Origin of the sequence: Corynebacterium nuruki S6-4, from assembly GCF_007970465.1 — a bacterium.
GTDB lineage: Bacteria > Actinomycetota > Actinomycetes > Mycobacteriales > Mycobacteriaceae > Corynebacterium > Corynebacterium nuruki.
This window is the reverse complement of the sequence record NZ_CP042429.1, coordinates 1,067,058-1,088,079: the sequence shown is the minus strand read 5'-3', so window position 1 is coordinate 1,088,079 and position 21,022 is coordinate 1,067,058. Positions and strand designations below refer to the sequence as shown.

15 protein-coding genes are annotated in these 21,022 nt (G+C 71.4%); 9 read left to right on the top strand and 6 right to left on the bottom strand.

Features of this window, described 5'->3' with window-relative positions:
- Positions 1-20 precede the first annotated feature (20 nt).
- From FSW06_RS04900 to FSW06_RS04890, 3 genes are read left to right on the top strand one after another with little or no spacing between them, the layout of a single operon-like run.
- Positions 21-815: a glycerophosphodiester phosphodiesterase gene (locus tag FSW06_RS04900; protein ID WP_010121619.1), complete on the top strand. Its 795-nt coding sequence runs from the start codon at positions 21-23 to the stop codon at positions 813-815.
- Positions 816-875: 60 nt separating this feature from the next.
- On the top strand, positions 876-1,727 hold the full coding sequence (locus FSW06_RS04895) for a MetQ/NlpA family ABC transporter substrate-binding protein (RefSeq protein ID WP_010121618.1): 852 nt from the start codon (positions 876-878) through the stop codon (positions 1,725-1,727).
- 7 nt (positions 1,728-1,734) lie between these two features.
- The gene (locus FSW06_RS04890; RefSeq protein ID WP_010121617.1) at positions 1,735-3,117 is read left to right on the top strand and encodes a M20/M25/M40 family metallo-hydrolase; all 1,383 of its coding nucleotides are present in this window, start codon (positions 1,735-1,737) and stop codon (positions 3,115-3,117) included.
- A 121-nt stretch (positions 3,118-3,238) separates the two neighbouring features.
- Here the strand turns inward: FSW06_RS04890 and FSW06_RS04885 are convergent, their stop codons facing one another.
- Entirely contained in the window at positions 3,239-4,087 is an 849-nt protein-coding gene (locus FSW06_RS04885; RefSeq protein ID WP_010121616.1) for a sulfurtransferase, read from the bottom strand.
- A 98-nt stretch (positions 4,088-4,185) separates the two neighbouring features.
- Between FSW06_RS04885 and FSW06_RS04880 the strand changes: the two genes are divergently transcribed.
- Both FSW06_RS04880 and FSW06_RS04875 read left to right on the top strand, forming a co-directional pair.
- Positions 4,186-4,950, top strand: a complete 765-nt coding sequence (locus tag FSW06_RS04880; protein WP_010121615.1) for a DUF1684 domain-containing protein — start codon at positions 4,186-4,188, stop codon at positions 4,948-4,950.
- An 18-nt stretch (positions 4,951-4,968) separates the two neighbouring features.
- Entirely contained in the window at positions 4,969-5,988 is a 1,020-nt protein-coding gene (locus FSW06_RS04875) for a nucleoside hydrolase (RefSeq protein WP_010121614.1), read from the top strand.
- Here the strand turns inward: FSW06_RS04875 and xdhC are convergent.
- Genes xdhC through FSW06_RS04860 form a run of 3 tightly spaced genes read right to left on the bottom strand, consistent with a single transcriptional unit; the run spans position 5,954 to position 10,733 of the window.
- A complete protein-coding gene (xdhC, locus tag FSW06_RS04870; protein ID WP_010121613.1) occupies positions 5,954-6,766 on the bottom strand; it encodes a xanthine dehydrogenase accessory protein XdhC in 813 nt (270 codons plus the stop codon). The two genes, FSW06_RS04875 and xdhC, sit on opposite strands and share 35 nt — an antisense overlap.
- Positions 6,763-9,213: a xanthine dehydrogenase molybdopterin binding subunit gene (gene xdhB / locus FSW06_RS04865; protein WP_010121612.1), complete on the bottom strand. Its 2,451-nt coding sequence runs from the start codon at positions 9,211-9,213 to the stop codon at positions 6,763-6,765. Before xdhB ends, xdhC begins: the two co-directional genes overlap by 4 nt.
- Entirely contained in the window at positions 9,210-10,733 is a 1,524-nt protein-coding gene (locus FSW06_RS04860) for a xanthine dehydrogenase small subunit (protein ID WP_238525992.1), read from the bottom strand. Before FSW06_RS04860 ends, xdhB begins: the two co-directional genes overlap by 4 nt.
- 181 nt (positions 10,734-10,914) lie before the next feature.
- Between FSW06_RS04860 and FSW06_RS04855 the strand changes: the two genes are divergently transcribed.
- Genes FSW06_RS04855 through FSW06_RS04845 form a run of 3 tightly spaced genes read left to right on the top strand, consistent with a single transcriptional unit; the run spans position 10,915 to position 14,513 of the window.
- Positions 10,915-12,102, top strand: a complete 1,188-nt coding sequence (locus tag FSW06_RS04855) for a glycerate kinase (protein ID WP_010121610.1) — start codon at positions 10,915-10,917, stop codon at positions 12,100-12,102.
- A 56-nt stretch (positions 12,103-12,158) separates the two neighbouring features.
- Positions 12,159-13,247, top strand: coding sequence for a 2,3-butanediol dehydrogenase (locus FSW06_RS04850; protein WP_010121609.1), 1,089 nt, complete (start codon positions 12,159-12,161; stop codon positions 13,245-13,247).
- Positions 13,248-13,280: 33 nt separating this feature from the next.
- The gene (locus FSW06_RS04845) at positions 13,281-14,513 is read left to right on the top strand and encodes a benzoate/H(+) symporter BenE family transporter (protein ID WP_010121608.1); all 1,233 of its coding nucleotides are present in this window, start codon (positions 13,281-13,283) and stop codon (positions 14,511-14,513) included.
- Here the strand turns inward: FSW06_RS04845 and FSW06_RS04840 are convergent.
- A complete protein-coding gene (locus FSW06_RS04840) occupies positions 14,489-16,270 on the bottom strand; it encodes an ABC-ATPase domain-containing protein (RefSeq protein ID WP_010121607.1) in 1,782 nt (593 codons plus the stop codon). The two genes, FSW06_RS04845 and FSW06_RS04840, sit on opposite strands and share 25 nt — an antisense overlap.
- A gap of 171 nt (positions 16,271-16,441) precedes the next feature.
- Here FSW06_RS04840 and FSW06_RS04835 point away from each other — a divergent pair, with 171 nt between their 5' ends.
- Positions 16,442-19,843 carry an AAA family ATPase gene (locus tag FSW06_RS04835; RefSeq protein WP_139024549.1) on the top strand — a complete coding sequence of 1,134 codons (3,402 nt, stop codon included), beginning with the start codon at positions 16,442-16,444 and terminating at the stop codon, positions 19,841-19,843.
- Positions 19,844-19,904: 61 nt separating this feature from the next.
- Here FSW06_RS04835 and FSW06_RS04830 read toward each other — a convergent pair whose 3' ends face one another.
- Positions 19,905-20,996 carry an LLM class flavin-dependent oxidoreductase gene (locus FSW06_RS04830; protein WP_010121605.1) on the bottom strand — a complete coding sequence of 364 codons (1,092 nt, stop codon included), beginning with the start codon at positions 20,994-20,996 and terminating at the stop codon, positions 19,905-19,907.
- Positions 20,997-21,022 lie beyond the last annotated feature (26 nt).

Genomic DNA, 21,022 nt, shown 5'->3' with positions numbered 1-21,022 from the left:
GGTAGGCGGATAATGCGGGCATGACCGGAACCCGTCCTGAACCGTTCCCCGACATCGTGCGCGACGGGCACCGTACCCGGCTGAAGTGGCACCGGGCGCGGCGCCGGCTCACCGATGAGCCGTTCACTGTCGCACGGATCCGGGAGGGGCTCGCCGCCGGGGCGAGTGTGGAGATCGATGTGCGGGTCCGCCGGGACGGCACGGTGGAGATCCGGCATGATCCGCGCCGCTGGTGGCGTCCGGAGTCCGGCCCGGTCGGCACCCTCGCTGACCTCGCAGACCTCGCTGCCCTCGCTGACCTGGCCGCTCTCTCCGGCACCGGCGCGGTGCTGCAGCTGGACATCAAGGATTCCGGGACAGTGCTGCGCCGCCGGATGACCGCGCGGTCCCGGGAGACGGTCCGGGTGGCGCTGGGGGAGCTGGGGCCGGCGGTCATCCTGTCGGCCGGTGACCCGGCCGCGGTCGCCGTCTTTGCCGACACTCTGCCCGGGGCCGCGGTCGGCACCGACCCGTGCACACGTGGCCGCATCCGGGAGCTCCGCCGGACCGGGGACGTCCCGGGCTTCGTCGCTTCGACGGTGGCGGCGGCGCCGGATGCGACGACCGTCTATCTGGACCACCGGGTGGTCACCGGTGCGGCCGATGCCGGCAGCGACATCGTCGCGGCCTTCCATGCCGGGGGCATGGCGGTGGACGCCTACACGGTGCCGACCGCCGATGAGGCGACGGTGCCGCTGCTGGAGCGGCTACTGGATCTGCGGGTCGACCAGATCACGACCGATGATCCGGAGGGGGTGTTCCGCCGACTTCGCTAGACAGACAGGTTGGTCTATTCTCGGGGGAGACTGTGTCAGACGTCCAGAGGAGAACCCACCATGACCATCTTCACGCACCACTCCCGTGCACTGCGCGCCATCGCGGCCGTCACGGCGTCCGCCGGTATCGTCGCCGGCCTCGCCGCCTGCGCGGACGACGGCACCGGCAAGTCCGATGACACGATCCGGGTCGCCACGTCACCGGGACCGTACAGCGAACTGTTCCAGCAGGGCGTGCAGCCGATCCTGGAGAAGGACGGCTACAAGGTCGAGATCAAGGACTTCACCGAACTGCAGCAGGCCGATACCGCCCTACAGGAGAACACCGCCGACCTCAACGTCGACCAGCACACGGCCTACATGAAGAACTTCAACAAGGAGACCGGCGCGGACCTCGCCTCGCTCACCCAGATTCCCACCGTCCCCTCGGGCCTGTACTCCTCGAAGCACAAGGACCTCAAGGAGATCGCCGACGGGCAGAGTGTCTCGGTCCCCGAGGACGCCTCCAACACCTCCCGTGCCCTGCGCCTGCTGAAGCAGGCCGGCTGGATCACCGTCAAGCCGGGCACCGACGAAACCTCCATCCGGATGCAGGACATCGCCGACAACCCCCACAACCTGGACATCCGCACCATGGACTCCGCGTTCATCCCCCGCGGGCTCGACGACGTCGACTGGGCCGTCATCCCCGGCTCGATGGCCTACGCCTCCGGGGTGGACCAGAAGCTCGAACTGCTCCAGGAGGAGCTGCTGCCCGACCTCATCCTCGTCGCCGTCACCCAGCAGGACCAGGTGGACTCCGACTGGGCGAAGGCCGTCACCGACGCCTACCGGTCCGACGAGTTCGCCGACTACCTCAAGGGCCGCAACGAGGGTAACTACTGGTTCGTCCCGGACGACCTGAAGAAGTGAGGACCAGATGACCGACCCGCTCTACACCGATGCCCTGGACCTGCTGCAGCAGCTGGTCCGCAACGCCTGCGTCAACGACCTCACCCCCGATTCCGGCCAGGAGGTGCGTAACGCGGACACTCTCGGGCAGTTCTTCGCCGACGAGATCGCCGCCGGCGCTGCCACCGGCGCCGTGCAGGTGCAGCGCCTGGAACCCCGCCCGGGCCGCACCAGCATCATCGTCACCGTGCCCGGCTCCGACCCGGACGCCGAACCGCTGACCTTCCTCGGCCACACCGACGTCGTCCCCGTCGACGAGGCACGCTGGACCCGCGACCCGTTCGGCGCGGAGATCGTCGGCGACGGCCCCGACGATCCGGACGCGGTCATCTACGGCCGTGGCACCACCGACATGCTCGGCCTCACCGCCCCGATGGCCGCGGTCACCCGGGCGGTGGCCCGGGAGGCGGCGTCCGGACGTCCCCCGCGCGGCACCCTCACCTTCGTCGGCGTCGCCGACGAGGAGGCACGCGGCGGCCTCGGCGCCAAGTGGCTCTCCGAGGTCCACCCCGAGGCGTTCAGCTGGCGCAACTGCATCTCGGAGACCGGTGGTTCACACCTGCCGGTCAGCGACGGATCGGACGCCGTGACGGTCACCGTGGGGGAGAAGGGTGCGGCCCAGCGTCGCCTGCACGTCACCGGCGACGCCGGCCACGGCTCCCAGCCGTGGGGCCGGGACCTCGCCGTCGCCCGGATCGCCGAGGTCGCCCGGCGGATCGCCGACTACCGGCAGCCCGTGTCGAAGGACCCGCTGTGGACCGGTTTCGTCGACGCCTTCCGGTTCTCCCCGGACATCCGGGAGGCCCTGCTCACCGACCCGGACGAGGACGACTACCTGGCCTTCGGCGACCTCGCCCGCTACGCCCACGCGGTCTCCCACCTCACCGTCTCCCCGACGGTGCTGCGCGCCGGGCAGGCCATCAACGTGCTGCCGAGCGCCGCCTACCTGGAACTCGACATCCGCACACTGCCCGGGCAGACCGACGACGTGGACGCCCGGCTGCGCGAGGCCCTCGGTGACCTGGCCGACGAGGTGGAGATCGAGCATCTCATCTCTGAACCCGCCGAGGTCAGCACCACCGGGTCAGCACTGTACGAGGCGATCACCGCCACCGTCGGCGAGTTCTTCCCGGAGGCGACGGTGGTGCCGACCCTGTCGGCCGGTGGTTCCGATCTCCGGTTCGGACGCCGCCTCGGGGGTGTGGGCTACGGATTCGCCCTCAATGCGCGGGACCGGTCGCTGGCCGACGTCAATGCGCAGCTGCACACCCATGACGAGCACCTGCCGCTGGTCGATCTGAAGCTGACGGTGGCGGCCTACCGGTCCCTGGTCGACCGGTTCGTGGGGTAGCCGCCCCGCCTCACTCCGTCCCGGTTTTTCACACCTCGGCCGGCGGACGGCCGGGCAGCGCAGCCCTCTGACCTGCAGGTCTCAGAGTATGGGAAGCGCGGCAGGTGTGAAAAACCGGGCGTCAGGCCTGATCCAGGTCCGCCGACCACTGCGACCAGGAGCCGGGGAACAGGGCCAGGTCGATGCCGACCGAATCCGCTGCCGCCACCAGGACCGCGGCGGAGACCCCAGAACCGCAGTAGGCACCGGAGACCGGACCTCCTGCGGTCGTCGGCCCCACCCCGAGCTCCGCGAAGACCTCGCGCAGTTCATCTGCCGGCAGGAACCGCCCGTCCCCGTCGAGCACGGAGGTCGAGGGCAGGTTCGCCGCCCCGGGGATGTGCCCGGCCACGGGGTCGACGGGCTCGGTCTCCCCGCGGTAGCGCTCCGGGGCGCGGGCATCCAGGAGGACGCTGTGTTCCCCGGTCGCCGCCGCCTGTTCCTTCGTCAACGTCCGCCGGGCACCGTCATACAGGTCCCCGTAGGTCACGGTGACGTCGCCGGGAGCAGGCGCGGTCGCGGGGCCGGTCTCGACCGCTCCGCCGGACTCCTGCCATGCGGACCAGCCTCCGTCCAGGATCCGGACATCCTCCAGGCCCGCGGCGGTGAGTGTCCACCAGGCGCGGGAGGACCCGGCGGCCTGCCCGTCGTCGTAGACCACGACCGTGTCCCCGTCATTGACCCCGAGACTGCGCAGCGACTCCTGCAGCGCCGGCCCGGTCGGCAGTGGATGGCGTCCCAACCCCGTGCGGGAATGGTCGCTGAGCTGCGAGTCGAGGTCCAGATAGCGGGCCCCGGGGATGTGCCCGGCGGCGAAGGCGTCGCGGCCGTCGGGCCGGGCGAGGGTCCAGCGGACGTCGAGGACGGTGACGGTGGCGGCGTCCGGCCCGGCGAGGAGGTCGGCGAGGGAGGTGGCGGAGATGAGGCTCATGGCCCCTGTATACCCGCACCACATTCCGCGGCACCCCTCTATTCGGCCCGAACCGTCCCGTGGACGCGGTCGCGGTATGCGGTGCAGGATGAACAACCATGACCACCGCCACATCACAGTCCTGGAAGACCTGGCACACCGACCGGATCGCCGCCGTCACCGCCCCCGACGGTGCCGCCGCACTCACCGGGACGCACTGGATCCACGCCACCGGCCCCGACGACGCGGTCGAGGTCCCGGGCGTACCGGGGCGGTGGTACATCGACGGCGACGGGGACACCGTCGCCGTCACCGGCACCGGTCTGCCCGACGGGTGGACCACGCCGGTACGCCTGGCGCCCGGCGACCGGGTGTCCGACGGCGGCCTGACCCTCGTCGGCCATGCCCGGGCCGGGGATGCCGCACTGCGGGTCTTCGACGCCACCGCCGGCACCCGGACCTCCGTCAGCGGTATCGAGGTGTTCGACCACGACCCGGCCTGGGAGGTGACCGCCCACTTCGTCGCCGACCCCGCGACCGTGACCGTCACCAGCGCCGACGGCTTCGAAGCACCGGGGTCGACCGCGGGCCGGCTCGAGTTCACCCTGCCCGACGGCACCTCCCACAGCCTCCGGGTCACCGACGCGGACGGTGGATTCTTCGTCTCCTTCTCGGATGCGGGACGGGCGGCCGGCACCCATGCCTTCCGCTTCCTGCACATCCCGGCGCCGGACGCCGACGGGAACACGGTGATCGACTTCAACCGGGCCGAACTGCCCGCGTTCGCGTTCTCCGGTGCCTTCCACTGCCCGCTGCCGTCGGCTGCCAACCTGTTGGACGTGCCTGTTCCGGCGGGGGAGCGGCGGGTTGCGCGGTTCCGCTGAGCAGTATGCTCGTGCGGCATGACCACCCCGCCGAAGAACGCTGTCGCACCCACCCCGGTCTACCTCGACTGCGACACCGGCATCGACGATGCTCTCGCCCTCGGCTACCTGCTTGACACCGAACGCCGCGGTACCGCGGAGCTGGTCGGTACCGGCACGGTCCACGGCAACATCGACGCGCCGGGGGCGGCGGAGAACACCCTGAGGCTGCTCGCCCTCGCCGGACGCCCCGGGGTGCCTGTCGCGGTCGGGGCGACTGACCCCCTGATCGGCGATTTCGCCGGTGGCGCGGTGCTCGTCCACGGCCGCGACGGCATCGGCGGGATCCGGGACACACTCCCGGCCGCCCCGGAGGTGCCGCTGCCGGACGAGGACGCCGCCGACCTGCTGCTCCGGCTGTCGCACGAACATGAGGGGCGGCTGCAGATCCTCGCCATCGGTCCGCTGACGAACCTGGCGCTGGCGCTGCAGCGGGACCCGTCAGTCATCCGGCGGGTCGCCGGCGTGACGGTGATGGGTGGTGCCGCCCTGGTCCCGGGCAACATGGGGCCGGTCGTGGAGGCCAATATCGGGAATGACCCCGAGGCCGCCGCCGAGGTCGTGGCCGCCTCCTGGCCGGTGACGCTCGTGCCGCTGGATGTGACGATGGACCACACGGTCGGGGACGCCGACCGTGACCGGCTCCTCGCCGCACCGTCGGCGTTCACGCGGGCACTCGGTGCCATGCTGGACGTCTACCTGGGCTTCTACGATGAGGTGGTCTTCGGTCGCCGCACCGCCGCTCTCCATGATCCGCTGGCCGCGGCGATCGCACTCGGTGAGCTCGGCCTGCGGGACGCCCCGGTGGTCGACGTCGAGGTCGATGCGACCGCCGGACCAGGGCGCGGCCAGACGATCTGTGACCTGCGCAGTCAGCGTCGGGTCCCCGGCGACGTCGAGGGGGCGACCACCCGGGTGGTCCGGTCGGTCGACCGGGATTTCGCCCCGCTACTGATGGAACGGCTCACCAGCGCTGCAGCAGCTCCGCGGCGACACTGACCGCGATGGTCGCCGGGTGGCGTCCGCCCAGGTCCGGCAGCCCGACGGGACACCTGATCCCGCCGATCTCCTCGGCGCTGAATCCCGCGTCCGCCAGTTTCCCGCGGAACCGGGCCCACTTCGCCGAGGACCCGATGAGCCCGACCGACCCCAGGTCACCGGCATCCCGGATCCGTGCGAGCAGCGCCTGGCACAGGTGCAGATCCTCACCGTGGTCGTGGGTCATGACCAGGACGTGTGTCCCCGCGGGCAGGTCGTCGACCACCTCCTCGGGCAGCATGGAGTGCGTCGTGTGCACCGTCGCGGGGCTGCCGGCGACCTCGGTGCGCAGCGCGTCGACCTGGTCGGGGCGGGAGTCGCAGAACCACAGTTCGGCGTCCTGCCGAGACAGGATCCGGGCGAGTTCGAGGCCGACATGGCCGCAGCCGAAGACGGCGACGGCCGGGACGACGGGCAGGTGTTCGAGCAGCACGGTGACCTCTCCGCCGCAGCACTGGCGGCCGTGTTCGTAGGGCACCCGGTCATTGAGTGCGAAGTCGAGGAACTCGGGGCCGGTGGTCCCGCCGGCCGCGGGAATTCCGGCGAGCATCTCCCGGGCCCGGTCGACGGCGCCGGCCTCCAGGTTCCCGCCGCCGACGGAGCCGGACAGCCCGTCGGCGGTGACGAGCATCTTCGCGCCGGCCTCCCGGGGTGCGTGGCCCCGGCGGGCGACGAGTGTCACCAGCACGGCGGGGGTGCGGGTTGCCCGCAGCGCCGCGGCGTCCGACAGCCAGCTCACGGTGCCACCTGTGTCGCCTCGGCCGACTGTGTCACCTGCGCCGCCTCTGCCGACTGTGCCGCGTTCGCACTGCCGTCCGCGGGACGCCGCGCCCGGTCCACCGCCCAGAACACCGCCTCGGGCGTGGCGGGGGAGGGCAGGTCGACGACGGTGGTGGACGGGTCGGGGGCGAAGGCGGCGACGGCCTGCCGCAGCGCCTCGCGCACCGAGAACGCGAGCATGAACGGCGGTTCGCCGACGGCCTTGGAGCCGTACACCGCGCCCTCCTCGTGCGCCTTGTCCAGCAGGGAGATGTTGAACTCCGGCGGCAGCTCGGACAGGGAGGGGATCTTGTAGGTCGAGGCGCCGGCGGTGGTGATACGGCCGGTGCCGCGGTCACCGTCGTGGCTGAGATCGTCCCAGCGCAGGTCCTCCAGTGTGAGCCAGCCCAAGCCCTGGACGAAGCCGCCCTCGATCTGGCCGAGGTCGATCAGCGGCGACAGGGAATCCCCGACATCGTGGACGATGTCCACCCGCCGCACCCGGTAGGACCCGTCGAACCGGCTGACCTCCACCTCGGTGGCGGCGGCCCCGTAGACGAAGTACTTGAACGGTTCGCCCTGCATCACCGAGGAATCCCAGTGCAGCCCCTCGGTGCGGTAGAAGCCGGAGGCGGAGAGCTGGACGCGCTGCATGTACGCGGTGCCGACCAGATCTTTCCAGGTCAGGGTGTCCGCGGTACCGAGGGCGGAGACTACGCCGCGGGAGATGCGCACATCGTCGGCGTGCACCCCCAGCCGGGAGGCCGCGACGTCCCGGAGCCGGGCGGAGATCTGTTCGCAGGCGTCCTTCACCGCGCCGCCGTTGAGGTCCGCCCCGGAGCTCGCGGCGGTCGCGGAGGTGTTGGGGACCTTGTCGGTGCGGGTGGGGGCGAGCCGGACGGTGGACAGCGGCACACCCAGGGTCGTCGCCGCGACCTGCAGCATCTTGGTGTGCAGTCCCTGGCCCATTTCGGTGCCGCCGTGGTTGACCAGCACGGAGCCGTCCTTGTAGACGAGGACGAGGGCACCGCCCTGGTTGAAGGCGGTGAGGTTGAAGGAGATGCCGAACTTGACCGGCGTCAGGGCGACCGCGCGTTTCCGGTCGTCGTGGCCGGCGTTGAACGCGGCGATCTCCGCGTCCCGGCCGGCGATGTCGGCGTCGGCGAGGAGCTGGGTCCAGGCGGCGTCCTGCCGGTCGGCGTGGCGCACGGGCATCCCGTAGGGGGTGCGGTCGCCCTCCCGGTAGAAGTTGCGCTGCCGGACCTCGCGGGCGGGCAGTCCGAGGGTCTGGGCGATGCGGCCGAGGATCTCCTCGATGACGAGCATGCCCTGCGGCCCGCCGAAGCCGCGGAAGGCGGTCTGGGAGGTCTTGTTGCACCGGGCGATACGGCCGTGGACGGCGATGTCGGGGATCCGGTAGGCGTTGTCGACGTGGCACATCGCCCGGGCCAGCACCGGCCCGGAGAGGTCCAGCGACCAGCCGCCGTCGGCGGTGAGGGTGACATCCAGGGCGGTGAGCAGGCCCTCGTCGGTGTAGGCGACGGTCCAGGTGGAGTGGAAGCCGTGCCGCTTGCCGGTCATCACCATGTCCTGGGCGCGGCTCAGCCTCACCCGCACCGGCCGGCCGGTGAGGGTGGCGCCGAGCGCGGCGACGGCGGCGTAGCCGTGCGGCTGCATCTCCTTGCCGCCGAAGCCGCCGCCCATGCGCAGTGACTGCACGGTCACCTCGTTCGCGGGGACGCCGAGGACATGGCTGACGATGTCCTGGGTCTCGGAGGGGTGCTGGGTGGAGCAGTGGATGAACACCTGCCCGGCCTCGTCGACGTGGGCGAGCGAGGCCTGGGTCTCCAGGTAGAAATGCTCCTGGCCGGAGAACTCGAAGCAACCGGTCATGGTGTGTTGTGCGGCATCGGACGCCGCGAGGTCGAGGGCGCCGGCGGCGTCCCCGCGCAGCATCGTGGGCCGGTCGCCGTGGAAACTGCCGCGGTCGATCGCGTCGGTGAGGGTGAGTACGGCGTCCAGCGGTTCATAGTCGACCTCGACCGCCGCCGCACCCAGCCGGGCGGCCTCCAGGGACTCGGCGAGCACCCAGCACACGGCGTGGCCGACGAACATGACCTCGCCGCCCGGGGCGTCCGGGAACAGGGGTTCGTCGTGCTTCGTCCCCGCGTCGTTGACCCCGGGGACGTCGGCGGAGGTGAGGACGCGCACCACACCGGGGACCCGGTAGGCGCCGTCCACCCGCAGCCCGAGGACCCGGGCGTGGGCGTGCGGCGACGGCACCGGGTGGGCGTGCAGGATGCCCGGGTACCGGTTGACCAGGTCATCGGTGTACAGGGCGGTGCCGGTGACATGTCCGACGGCGGACTCGTGCGGGTGGGATTCGCCGACCACCGGGTCGGTGGGGCGCTGTGACAGCCGGCTCATGACCGCACCCCCTCCTGTGCCTGTTGTGTCTGTTGCGTTTCCGCGAAGAACCGTTCGACCGAGGTGCCGAGCACCGCGGTCCGGTAGGCGGAGCTTGCCCGGTGGTCGGACATCGGGGAGCCCTCCGCCCGCAGTGCCGCGGCGGCGCGGGCGACCGTCGCGGCGTCCCAGGTGCTGCCCTCCAGCAGCTGTTCGGTCGCGTAGGCGCGCAGCGGGGTGGCGGCCACACCGCCGAGTCCGATCCGGGCCTTCGCCACCACACCGTCGGTGACGGTGAGCGCGTAGCCGACGGCGACGGAGGAGATGTCGTCGAACCGTCGCTTCGCGATCTTGTGGAAGGCGGTGACCGGCTGCACGGGGACCGGGATGCGCACCGCGGCGATGAGTTCGTCGGCACGGCGCACCGACTGCCGGTAGCCGGTGAAGTAGTCGGCCAGCGGAACCTCGCGCTCCCCGTCGGCGGAGACCAGCAGCAGGGAGGCCTCCAGGGCCAGCAGTGCCGGGGGCGTGTCGCCGATGGGGGAGCAGGTGCCGAGGTTGCCGCCGAGGGTGGCGCTGTTGCGGATCAGCCGGGAGGCGAACTGCGGCAGCAGCCGGCCGAGCAGCGGGATCTCCCGGCCGAGGGTCCGCTCGATCTCCGAGAGGGTCTGCGCGGCCCCGATGTCGGTGTGGTCGGCGGTGCGGCGGATCCCGCGCAGTTCCGGCAGCCGGTCGACCGCCAGGACGTTGCCGGGGCGGTCGCCGCGGATGTTGACCAGCACGCCGTGGTCGGTCGCACCGGCGACGACGGTGGTGTCCGGCTCGTCGCGCAGGATGTCCAGTGCCTCGGCGAGGGTGGCGGGGCGGCGGAACCGGGCCCGGTCACCGTCCGGGGTCACCGAGGTGATGTCGGTGTGGGCGGCGGCGGGGGCGGGGGCCTGCCGGCGGGCGGCGAGCCGGTCGTCGGCGCCGGGGGTGCCGAGGGCGAGGGCGGCGTCCCGGATGGGCCGGTAGCCGGTGCACCGGCACAGGTTGCCGGACAGGGCGTGCAGGTCGAAGGGCTGTTCCGTCTCCGGCCGGTAGTATTCCGCGGCCATCGAGCAGATGAATCCGGGGGTGCAGTAGCCGCACTGGGATCCGCCGGCGCGGGCCATCTCCTCCTGCACCGGGTGCAGGTCGGCGGCCCCGGGCGTGGTGGGCGGGGCGGGCGGGGTAGTGGTCCGGGTGGTCGCTGTCCCGGCGAGGCCTTCGGCGGTGACGACCTCCTGGCCGTCGAGCGCGGCGGCGGGGACCAGGCAGGCGTTGACCGGTACCCAGCGGGTCCCGGTCGCCGCTCCGGACGCCGCTGCGGTGTCGTCGGGCCGGGCGACCAGGACGGCGCAGGCGCCGCACTCTCCTTCGGCGCAGCCCTCCTTGCAGCCGGTGAGCCCGTGGTCGCGCAGGGCGTCCAGTGTGCTGGTGTGGGCCCCGGCCGTGGTGACGGGCGTCCCGTTGACCGTCATCGTGGTCGTGGACCGGATATCTGTGTGTGGTGCAGTCACGGGGGTTCTCCTTGTGACGCGGGGTGGGACGGTCGCCTGGGTCCGGACACTCCACCGGGGTCGGTCACCTCACGGTCACCTGACCACGGTGCAGCCGTATAGCGACCGCACAGCCCACCTCTGACCGACCAGAGTATTGCAGTCGCGTGTTTCCGGGGCATTTCTCCGTAATATCCGGGGCATGAGCACCGCGAAGATCATCGTCGCCCCGGACTCGTTCAAGGAGGCCCTCGATGCCGCCGGTGTCGCCGCCGCGATGTCCGCCGGGGTCCGGGACGCCCTCCCGACCGCCGAGATCCTGGAGTTCCCCGTCGCCGACGGTGGGGAGGGGACCGCCGTCGCGATGACCCGGGCACTGGGCGGGGAGCTGCACGCGGTGACGGTCACCGGACCGCTCGGCGCCCCGGTGACCGCCCGCTACGGACTGGTGCCGGCCGGCGCCGGTCGCCCGGTGACGGCCGTGGTGGAACTCGCCGAGGCCGCCGGCATCCACCTGGTCGACCCCGCCGACCGCGACATCCGGGCCGCGGGCACGGCAGGTGTCGGCGAGATCATGGCACAGGCCCTCGACGACGGTGCGCGGCACATCATCGTCGGTCTCGGCGGGTCGGTGACCACCGACGGCGGACTGGGACTGCTCGCCGCGCTCGGCCTCGTCGCCGTCGACACGGCCGGCACCCCGGTCAGCCGGGACGCCGCCGGGCTCATCCGGGCCGCCGACCTGCAGGACCGGGGCATGGATCCGCGGTGGCGGGAGGTGCAGGTCACCGTCGCCGGGGATGTCGACAATCCGCTCTGCGGCCCGCAGGGCGCCGCCGCGGTCTTCGGCCCGCAGAAGGGCGCGTCCCCCGCGGACGTCCGTGAGCTGGACGCCGCCCTGTCCCGGTGGGCGGGGATCCTCGCCACTGCGACCGGACAGGACGCCGCGACCGTCCGGACCACCCCGGGTGCCGGGGCGGCCGGCGGGGTCGGCGCGGCGCTGGCCACCGTGTTCGGTGCGTCGCTGCGGTCGGGGGCGGAACTGCTGCTCGACCTGGTGGATTTCACCGCGGCGTGCCGGGACGCGGACCTGGTGCTCACCGGGGAGGGCCGGATCGACGCGCAGACCGGACACGGCAAGGCGCCCGCACGCGTCGCGGCGGCGGCCCACGCCGCGACCGGCGGGGCTGCCGGGGGCGTCCCCGTCATCGCCGTCGGCGGGGCCGTCACCGCGGACGCCGCCACGCTGGTCCCGGGCCTGTTCACCGATATCGTGACCGTCGGGGACCCGGCCCGGCCGGTCGCGGAGAACCTCGCCCGGACCGCGACAGACCTGCGTGTCACAGTGGCCCGCAGAATGTCCGTATTTTCACACTGCCAACGACGGTGAGGGCGACCTACACTGGGGGCCGTCACAGCGTAAAGCGAACGAAAGGTTGAACAGCCATGAAGGCAGCACGCTACTACGGCAACCACGACATCCGCATCGAGGACATCGATCAGCAGCCCCTGGAGCCCGGCACCGTCCGGGTCGACGTCGCCTGGACCGGCATCTGCGGCACCGACCTGCACGAGTACCTGGACGGGCCGATCTTCTGCCCCACCCAGGACACCCCCGACCCGGTCTCCGGCGAGACCGCCCCGGTCACCCTCGGCCACGAGTTCTCCGGCGTCGTCTCCGAGGTCGGCGAGGGCGTCGACGACCTCGCCGTCGGCGACCATGTCGTCATCGAGCCCTACATCCTCCATGATGACGTGGACACCTCCCCGGCCTCCTCGACCTACCACATCTCGCCCGACATGAACTTCATCGGACTCGGCGGCCGCGGTGGCGGACTCTCGGAGAACGTCGTGGTCAAGGACCGCTGGGTCCACAAGATCGACAAGGAGCTGCCGCTCGACGAGGCCGCACTCATCGAGCCGCTGTCGGTCGGCTACCACGCCGTCCAGCGCGCCGGGGTCGACGAGTCCTCGGCCGGGCAGACCGCCCTGGTCGGCGGTGCCGGCCCGATCGGCCTGCTGACCTCCGCGGTGCTCAAGGCGTTCGGGGTCAAGGTCATCATCTCCGAGCTCTCCGAGCTGCGCCGTCAGAAGGCACTGGACGCCGGGGTCGCCGACGTCGCCCTCAACCCCGCCGAGGTCGACGTGGTCGAGGAGGTCCGCAAGCTCACCGGTGGTGAGGGCGCGGACGTCGCCTTCGAGTGCACCTCCGTGCAGGTCGTGTTCGACACGCTGATGGACGCCCTGCGCCCGCACGGCGTGCTGCAGGTCGTCGCCATCTGGGGCAAGCCCGCCAGCGTCGACTTCCACAAGCTCGTCATGAAGGAGCTCGACATCCGCGGCACCATCGGCTACGTCAACTCCCACCCGGCGACGATCAAGCTCGTCGAGTCCGGGAAGATCGACCTCAAGCCGTTCATCACCGGGAAGATCGCCCTCGACGACCTCATCGACAAGGGCTTCGACACGCTGATCAACCACAACGAGACCGCGGTGAAGATCCTCGTCTCCCCGTCCGGCAAGGGTCTGGAGTGACCGTCTGACCTGACCGACTAGTATGCGGGACCTGTGTCACATACAGGTCCCGCTTCTGCGTCCGTCACGTCGTCCGCCGCAGCCGGCATCGTCACCGCCCTCGTCGGGTTCACCAGTTCCTTCGTCGTGATCCTCACCGGGCTGCGCGCGGTCGGCGCCACCGACGACCAGGCCGCCAGCGGACTGCTCGGCCTGTGTGTGGTGGTGGGGGCCAGCACCCTCTGGCTCGCGCTGCGGCACCGCGTCCCGGTCACCACCGCCTGGTCGACCCCCGGCGGGGCGATCCTCGGCACCGCCGGGGCCTCCGCCGACAGCTTCGGGGACGCCGTCGGGGCCTTCCTCGTCTGCGCCGTACTCCTGGTCCTGTCCGGACTGTGGCCGGCGCTCGGGCGGGTGGCGTCCGCCATCCCCACCCCCGTCGCCCAGGCGATGCTGGCCGGCGTGCTGCTGCCGCTGTGCATGAAGGCGGTGACCGGACTGGAGGAATCGCCTGGGGCCGTGATCCCCGTACTGGTGGTGTGGCTGGTCGGCACCCTGTTCCTGCCGCGGTGGGCGGTGCCGCTGACCTTCCTCGTCGCCGGGGTGGTGATCGCCGTGCACCTGGTCGTCGACGATGCCGCCACGGTGGATACCGCGGCGATGCTCCCGTCCCTCGAACTCACCGCACCCGGCTTCAGCGCCGGGGCGGTGGTCGGTATCGCGCTGCCGCTGTACGTGGTGACGATGGCCTCCCAGAACCTGCCGGGTGTCGCCGTGCTCAAGAGTTACGGCTACGCCACCCCCTGGCGTGACGCACTGGTGACCACGGGGCTGGGCAGTGCGGTCGTCGCCCCGTTCGGCGGCAGCTCGGTCAACCTCGCGGCCATCTCCGCGGCCCTGTCCGCCGCCCCGGAGACCGGGGTGGCGAAGAACCTCCGGTGGCGCAACGCGGTCTGGAGCGGCTCGACCTACCTGGTGCTCGCGGTCTCCGCCGCGGCGGTCGTGGCACTCGCCGCCTCCGCCCCGGCGGGGCTGCTCGCCGCGGTCGCCGGCGTCGCACTCCTCGGCGCCTTCACCGGTGCGGTGCAGGGGGCGTGGGCCGACGCGCGGCTGCGCCTGCCCGCCGCGGTGACGTTCCTGGTGGCGGCCTCGGGGGCGACATTCCTCGGCATCGGTGCCGCGTTCTGGGCGCTGGTCGCCGGGGTGGTCGTCACCGTGCTGTTCCGCTGGGCAGAGGCACGCCGTGCCGGATCAGCGCCGGATCACCGCAGGCGTAGTTCCCGGTAACGGTTGACCGCCGCGGCGACCTCGGCCACCCGGGGCCGCGCCAGTCGCCACGGCCGGTCACTGCGGCCGGACGCCACATCGGACGCCAGATCCGCCAGCGCACGCTCCACCTGCCCGCGCAGCGGCCCGTGCCCGTCGAGCCGGGTGAGGGCCGCGGCGACCGCGTTCGTCTGCGACGGGTCGACGAGCTGGGGGAGCGCGGACAGGTCGATGTCGCCGTCACCGACGCGGATGCTGTGCAGCCCCTTCGCCTGGGGCGGCCGCGGTTTCTTCCCACCGCGGGCAGCCGGACCCCGGCCACCCCGGTGGCCCCTGCCGCCACCGCCGGTGCCGGTCCGGAACAGTCCGCCCACCGGGCTGCGGGGCGCGGGGAGCCGGACCGCACCGAGGTCATCCGGTACCGGTTCGGCGAGGTCACGCGCCCGGGCGGTGGCGTCCACCGGCCGGTAGGCGTCCATGATGATCACCGTGTCCACGACATCGAGGAAGGCGCCCGAACCACCGGCGACCAGCACGGTCGAGATCCCGTGGTCGTGCCACAGGGAGCGGACCCGGTCGACCAGCGGAGTGATCGGTTCCTTGTCCGCGGGGACGAGGGCGCGCATCCGGGCGTCCCGGATCATGAAGTTGGTCGCGGAGGTGTCCTCGTCGATGAGCAGGGCACCCGCCCCCGCTTCGAGCGCCTCGACCAGCCCGGCGGCCTGCGAGGTCGACCCGGACGCGTTCGTCGTGGTGAAACAGCGGGTGTCGGTGCCGGCGGTCTGTCCGGGAAGATCGTGGAGGAAGGCGGAGATGTCCACCCCGGTCACCGCGCGGCCGTCTTCGGCGCGCAGTGCCGTCGCATCCCCGACGGTGACCGCCAGCTCGCGGCCGTCGCCGGGAATGTGGTTGTACACCCCGCGCTGCAGGGCGTTGAGCAGTGTGGACTTGCCGTGGTACCCGCCACCGGCGATGAGGGTCACCCCCTGCGGGACACCCAGCCCGCTGACCACCCGGCCGGAGCTGAGGTTGACGGTCCGGCGCAGCGAATCCGGTGCCGTGAGGGGGAGGGCACCGGACAACGGCCGCTGCGAGTTCCCCGCCGCACGCGGCAGGACGGAGCCGTCGGCGAGGAAGCCGACGAGGCCGAGTTCAGGCAGCCGGGCACGCAGGTCCTCCTGGTCACGCCACAGCTCCACCCGGGCGGTGAGGTCGGCGAGCTGGTCCCCGGAGAGATCGAGCAGGGCGTCCCCGATGACGTCGGGGAGCAGGTCGCACAGCAGGTCGGCGGCCGCCCGGCCGCGGATCCGCCGGCCCTGGGCGGGGAGCGCGGCCTCGAACCGGATGCGGAGCAGGTCGCCGTCGACGGTGACGGCCGCCCGGTCGAGGACCTCCTGACCGGGGGTGTCGATGCTGAGGAAGCCGGTGGACTTGCCGCCGTGGGTGCGGTGCCGGTCGAGGGCCCCGGCGATCCGGCGGGTCAGGTGGTCGCGGACCGGGACATCACCGGCGGGACCGGTGCCGAGCAGTGCCGGGTCGATACCGGTGAGGTCACCGGGGACGGTGACCTCCACCTGCGACGGCGGGGCGAAGGGATCGGCCTGGACATGGACGGGGCGCAGCGTGATCCCGTCGCGCGGACCGCCGATGCCGAAGGTCCTCCCGGTGAGCCGCCGGTAGCCGCCGTAGCCGGCGCCGTCCAGGTCCCGGAGAAGTCTCCGCAGGTCATCGCCGGGTCCGTTGCCGCGACCGTTGCTGTTCCTGTCACCGTCAACCATGTCTGTGCAGCGTAGCAGCCGGGACGCGGGGTGCCGGACCGGGTCGGGCGGGCCCGGGTCGCGTCGGCGGGGCTTGCGGATCGGGGACGAGTCCCCGTCGACGGCCTGACAGCGTGCGGCTCCGGAGTAACCTCAGGAACTGCTGACGGACGTGGGAAAGGACAGGAAGACGTGACGAAGATCCGCGTAGGCAGAGGCTTCATGAAGCGCTCGTTCGGGGACGCGCTCAACGGCTGCACCATCGGCGACGAGCTCATTCTCGACGAGGGGGTGTACGACTGCGGCCATATCACGATCCGGGGCATCACCATCACGGGGACCGGTGACCCGTCGCGCACGGTGCTGCGGGGGACCATCGAGTCGGCGGGGGCCAACCGCGTCGGGAACGTGACCCTGGCCGCCCCGCCGTACAAGAACGCGGTGTACGTCGATGCCTCCGGGACCGGGGTGGAACTGCTCAACTGCCGGGTTGTCGGGGAGCCTTCAGGGACCTATCCGGCGGTCTACTGCGCCGCCGGCCGCGTAGCGCTCACCGGAACCGTGGTGTCCGGTGAGGGACAGGCCGCCGCGGTCGCGGTGGAGAACGGGGGACAGCTGCAGGCCCTCGGCAGCGACCTGACCGTGGTGACCGTGAACGCGGCGAAAGCGTTTTTCAGGGACTGCCGGGCGAAATTCATCGCCGGTGACGGACGCGGCGTGATCGAGGCGTCCGGCGAGATGACCTTCCTCTCCGAGGAGAAGCAGCGTGCCTTCTTCCTCACCGGTGAATCCACCTGCCGGGTCGAGCGGATGACGCTGGCCACGGGTCCGGGGGAGGTCCTGTGCGACGACGGTTTCCTGGAGGTCGGCCAGGTCCGGGTCAACGGTGGCGGGACGCTCCGGGTCCTGACGAAGGGACGGGGCATGGTCCGGACCGCCAGCCCCGTGGTGGAGGTGACCGACCTGGACCGGCCGGCGGAACCGGAGCCGGCCCCGGGGCCGAAGGAGGTCGTGTGGCGGCAGTCGGACAACCGGAACTTCACCGGGGCAGTACTCCCGGGACTGTGCGTCGGAGACACGGTCGTGCTCGAGCCGGGGGACTACTTCCTCGACGACCTCGACGGCCGGTTGCTGGCCCTCGACATCAGTCTCGTCGGCCGGGGGAGACCCGAGGATACGGTGGTCCACGGCACCCTGTCGGTCGTGGCGGGACGGTCCGCCACTCTCGCCGCCCTCACCGTGGTCCCCGCGACCGGATACAACGGCATCAATGTGCCGGCGGGAACGGTGATGACCGCGACCGACGTCATCGTCGACACACCACGGGACTCCGACATTCCGGCACTGTATGTGGCGGGAATGCTCCGGATGACCGGGTGCCGGGTCCCTGCGTCGCCGACCGCGCAGCAGGGCGAGACGGTCGTGTCGGGAAACGGTGCCGTCGAGGCCGACAACTGCTTCCTCGGCTGGGTGTCCGCCGAGGGCAGCAGCACGGTGACGCTGCACTCCGGTGGAGCCATGGCCCTGTTCGCCCACGGCTCGGCGACGGTCACCGGGACGGGACGCCTGACGATGATGCCGAACGACTGCGCCATGCGGACGGTGACGGCCGCGGGGACCGCGACAGTGGATCTGGCGGCCGTCACCACCGACGCCGGCTACACCGAACTGAAGGCGGCGGACGGCGGGACGATCCGGATCGCCGACTACTCGTGCCCGGACGACGGTGCCGTCCTCGCCTTCACCGGTGACGGCGGGACGGCCGAGGTCGCGGGCGATGCGGTGACCGTCGCGGACGAGGAGACCTATCTCGCCGCCCGGACCTCGCTGCCCGGGACCGCGGGGGCGGGACCGGGCGACGACGGAGAGGATCCGCAGGAGGACCCGGTGACGCGGTCAGCCGGTGACGGCGGTCCGGCGGGCGGCTCCGCCCGATCGGCTGATCCGGCAGACCCCGCTGATCCGGATGACCAGGCAGATCCGGTGGCGATGCTCATGGCGATGACCGGTCTGGCATCGGCGAAGACCCATGTGCAGGACATCATCCGGGAGGCCCGGGCCCGGAAACGGCGCCAGGACCAGGGACTCAAGGTGCAGCAGACGACGCTGCACAGCTTGTTCCTCGGCAATCCCGGGACCGGCAAGACGACCGTCGCCCGACTGCTGGGGAAGGCCCTGTACAACGCGGGTGCGGTCGAGAAGGACATCTTCGTCGAGGTCGGCCGCAGTGACCTCGTCGGCATGGGCCTGGGCCAGTCGGCGATCAAGACGAAGAGCGTCCTGGAGAAGGCCCGCGGTGGCGTCCTGTTCATCGATGAGGCGTACACGCTGTACCAGGACAATAACAACGAGTTCGGCCAGGAAGCGGTGGACACGCTGCTGGACTACATGGAGAAGCACCGGGCCGACATCATGGTCATCTTCGCCGGCTACACCGACCGGATGCAGGATTTCCTCGGCATGAACCCCGGGCTGGTCTCCCGCGTCCCGAACCGGGTCGACTTCGAGGACTATTCCGTCGACGAGATCGCGGAGATCGGTTACCGGGACCTGTGTGACCGGGACTACCTCGTCGACGAGGACCTCTACCGCCGCGCCATCGGCCGGAAGTACGCGACCTCGGCCGACGAAAGCAACGCCCGGTGGGCCCGCAACTTCAACGACAGTCTGGTGAAGGTGGCGAACCGCCGGATCGACCGGATCGAGGACCCGGGGGTCACCGAGCTCATGACGATCCTCGATGAAGACGTCCACACCCTCACCGGCGGGGACACCGCGCAGCAGGACGCCGCCGTCGCCGGCATCCTCGCCGAACTCGACGGGATGCTCGGACTTGCCCCGGTCAAGGAGTGGGTGCGTCAGCTCGTCAACCGGGTGACCTTCGACCGGGAGCAGACCCGGGCCGGCGGAACGACGTCCCGCCCGAACTACCACATGACCTTCACCGGGAATCCGGGGACGGGCAAGACCACCGTCGCCCGCATCATCGGACGCCTCTTCCACGAACTCGGCATCCTCGACAGTCCCACGGTGAAGGAGGTGGACCGCAGTGACCTCGTCGGGTCCTGGATCGGACACACCGAGAAGCAGACCACCCGCGTCCTCGACGAGGCGATGGGTGGTGTGCTGTTCGTCGACGAGGCGTACCAGCTGCACAAGCCGGAATCGCCGAATGATTTCGGGGGCGACGCGATTGAGGCGCTGATGACCCGGCTGGAGAACGACCGGGGGAAGTTCGTGGCGATCTTCGCCGGTTACACCGCCGAGATGGACACCTTCCTCGGCGCGAACCCGGGACTGCGCTCCCGGATCCCGGAGAGCATCGAATTCCCGGACTACACCCCGGACGAGGTCGGGCAGATGGTGGTGCTCCACCTCGGCGACCGGTGGGACTACTCCGCTGACCTGGTCGTGTCCGAGGCCGCCCGGCGGTATGCGGCGCTGCCCGCGGCGGAGCAGTCGAACGGCCGGTGGGCGCGGACGTTCGCGGAGCGGATCGAGTCCGCGCAGAAGGACTACGTGGTGACCAACCGCGTCACCGGGCCGGACATGACGAGAATTCCGGACGCCCTGCTGGTCACGCTGCCGGAGTGATCACGACCGGGCGGGATCCGGGCCCGTGCCGGAGACGTTCCCGGCACGCTCGGGGCGGCGGTCAGGCCTGCGGCGCCCAGCCGAGCTTCGGGGCGAGTTCACCGGCGATGTCGGCGAGAATCTGCCGGTAGTCCGGCCCCTCGAAGGTGAAGGGGAGCGCGAAGGCGACCTCCTCGACGGCCCGGAACGCGGCGAGTCCGATGAGCTGTTCGGCGATCTCGTCGGAGGTGCCGATGAGGTCGGGGGCGGTGATCATCTTCTTCGGTCCGAAGGACTGGATGCGGCCCACGCCGACGGTGCGGCGGTGTTCGACATAGGCCTCGTACCGGGCCTTCTGGTCGGCGGTGGCGTGGTCGGTGGGGATGACCACGAGTCCCTGGGAGACCCGGGGCGTCCCGCCGAGGAGATCGGTCCAGTGCTGCCGGTACAGGTCGATCTGGGAGCGCTGGTTGACGTCGAAGTCGTCGCTGACCTCGGCGGAGATGACCGAGGAGGTCAGCAGGTTGAGGCCGTGCTCCGCGGTCCACTGTGTGGAGCCGCGCGACCCGGCCCCGTACCAGAGCCGGTTGACCAGGCCGGGGGCGTGCGGTTGGACGACGTTGGCGAAGTCCTCGGCGTTCTCGACGGCGGGGAAGTGGCCGACCTCGTCGCCGCGCAGGTTCTCCACGAGTCGCTCGACCCGGCGCTTGGAGAAGTCCTCGGCCTCGGCGGTGTCCGGGTAGAGGGCGTCCTTCCAGCCGTCGAAGCGCATCGGGGTGCCGACGGAGACGCCGGGGTTGAGGCGTCCGCCGGAGAGGATGTCGACGGTGGCCATGTCCTCCGCGAGGCGCAGCGGGTTCTCCGGGCCGAGCGGGGTGACGGCGGTGCCGAGGCTGATGCGGTCGGTGCGCTGGGAGGCGGCGGCGATGACGGTCATCGGGGAGGTGATGCCGTACTGCATGTGCCGGTTGCGCAGCCAGGCGCTGTCGAAACCGAGTTCCTCGCCGTAGCTGATGAGGTCGAGGGTGTCGGTGATCCCGGTGGCGGGGTCGGCCGGATCGAAGGTGCCGATGGTCAGGAAGCCGAGCTTCTTCAGCGGCAGGTTCGGATCGTTGTCGGGGGTGAGGGAGGTGATGTCGGAGGTGTCCGGCCAGGTGGTGTCGTCGCTGCTCATGGGTTTCACTCTACGCCGAAGTAGTT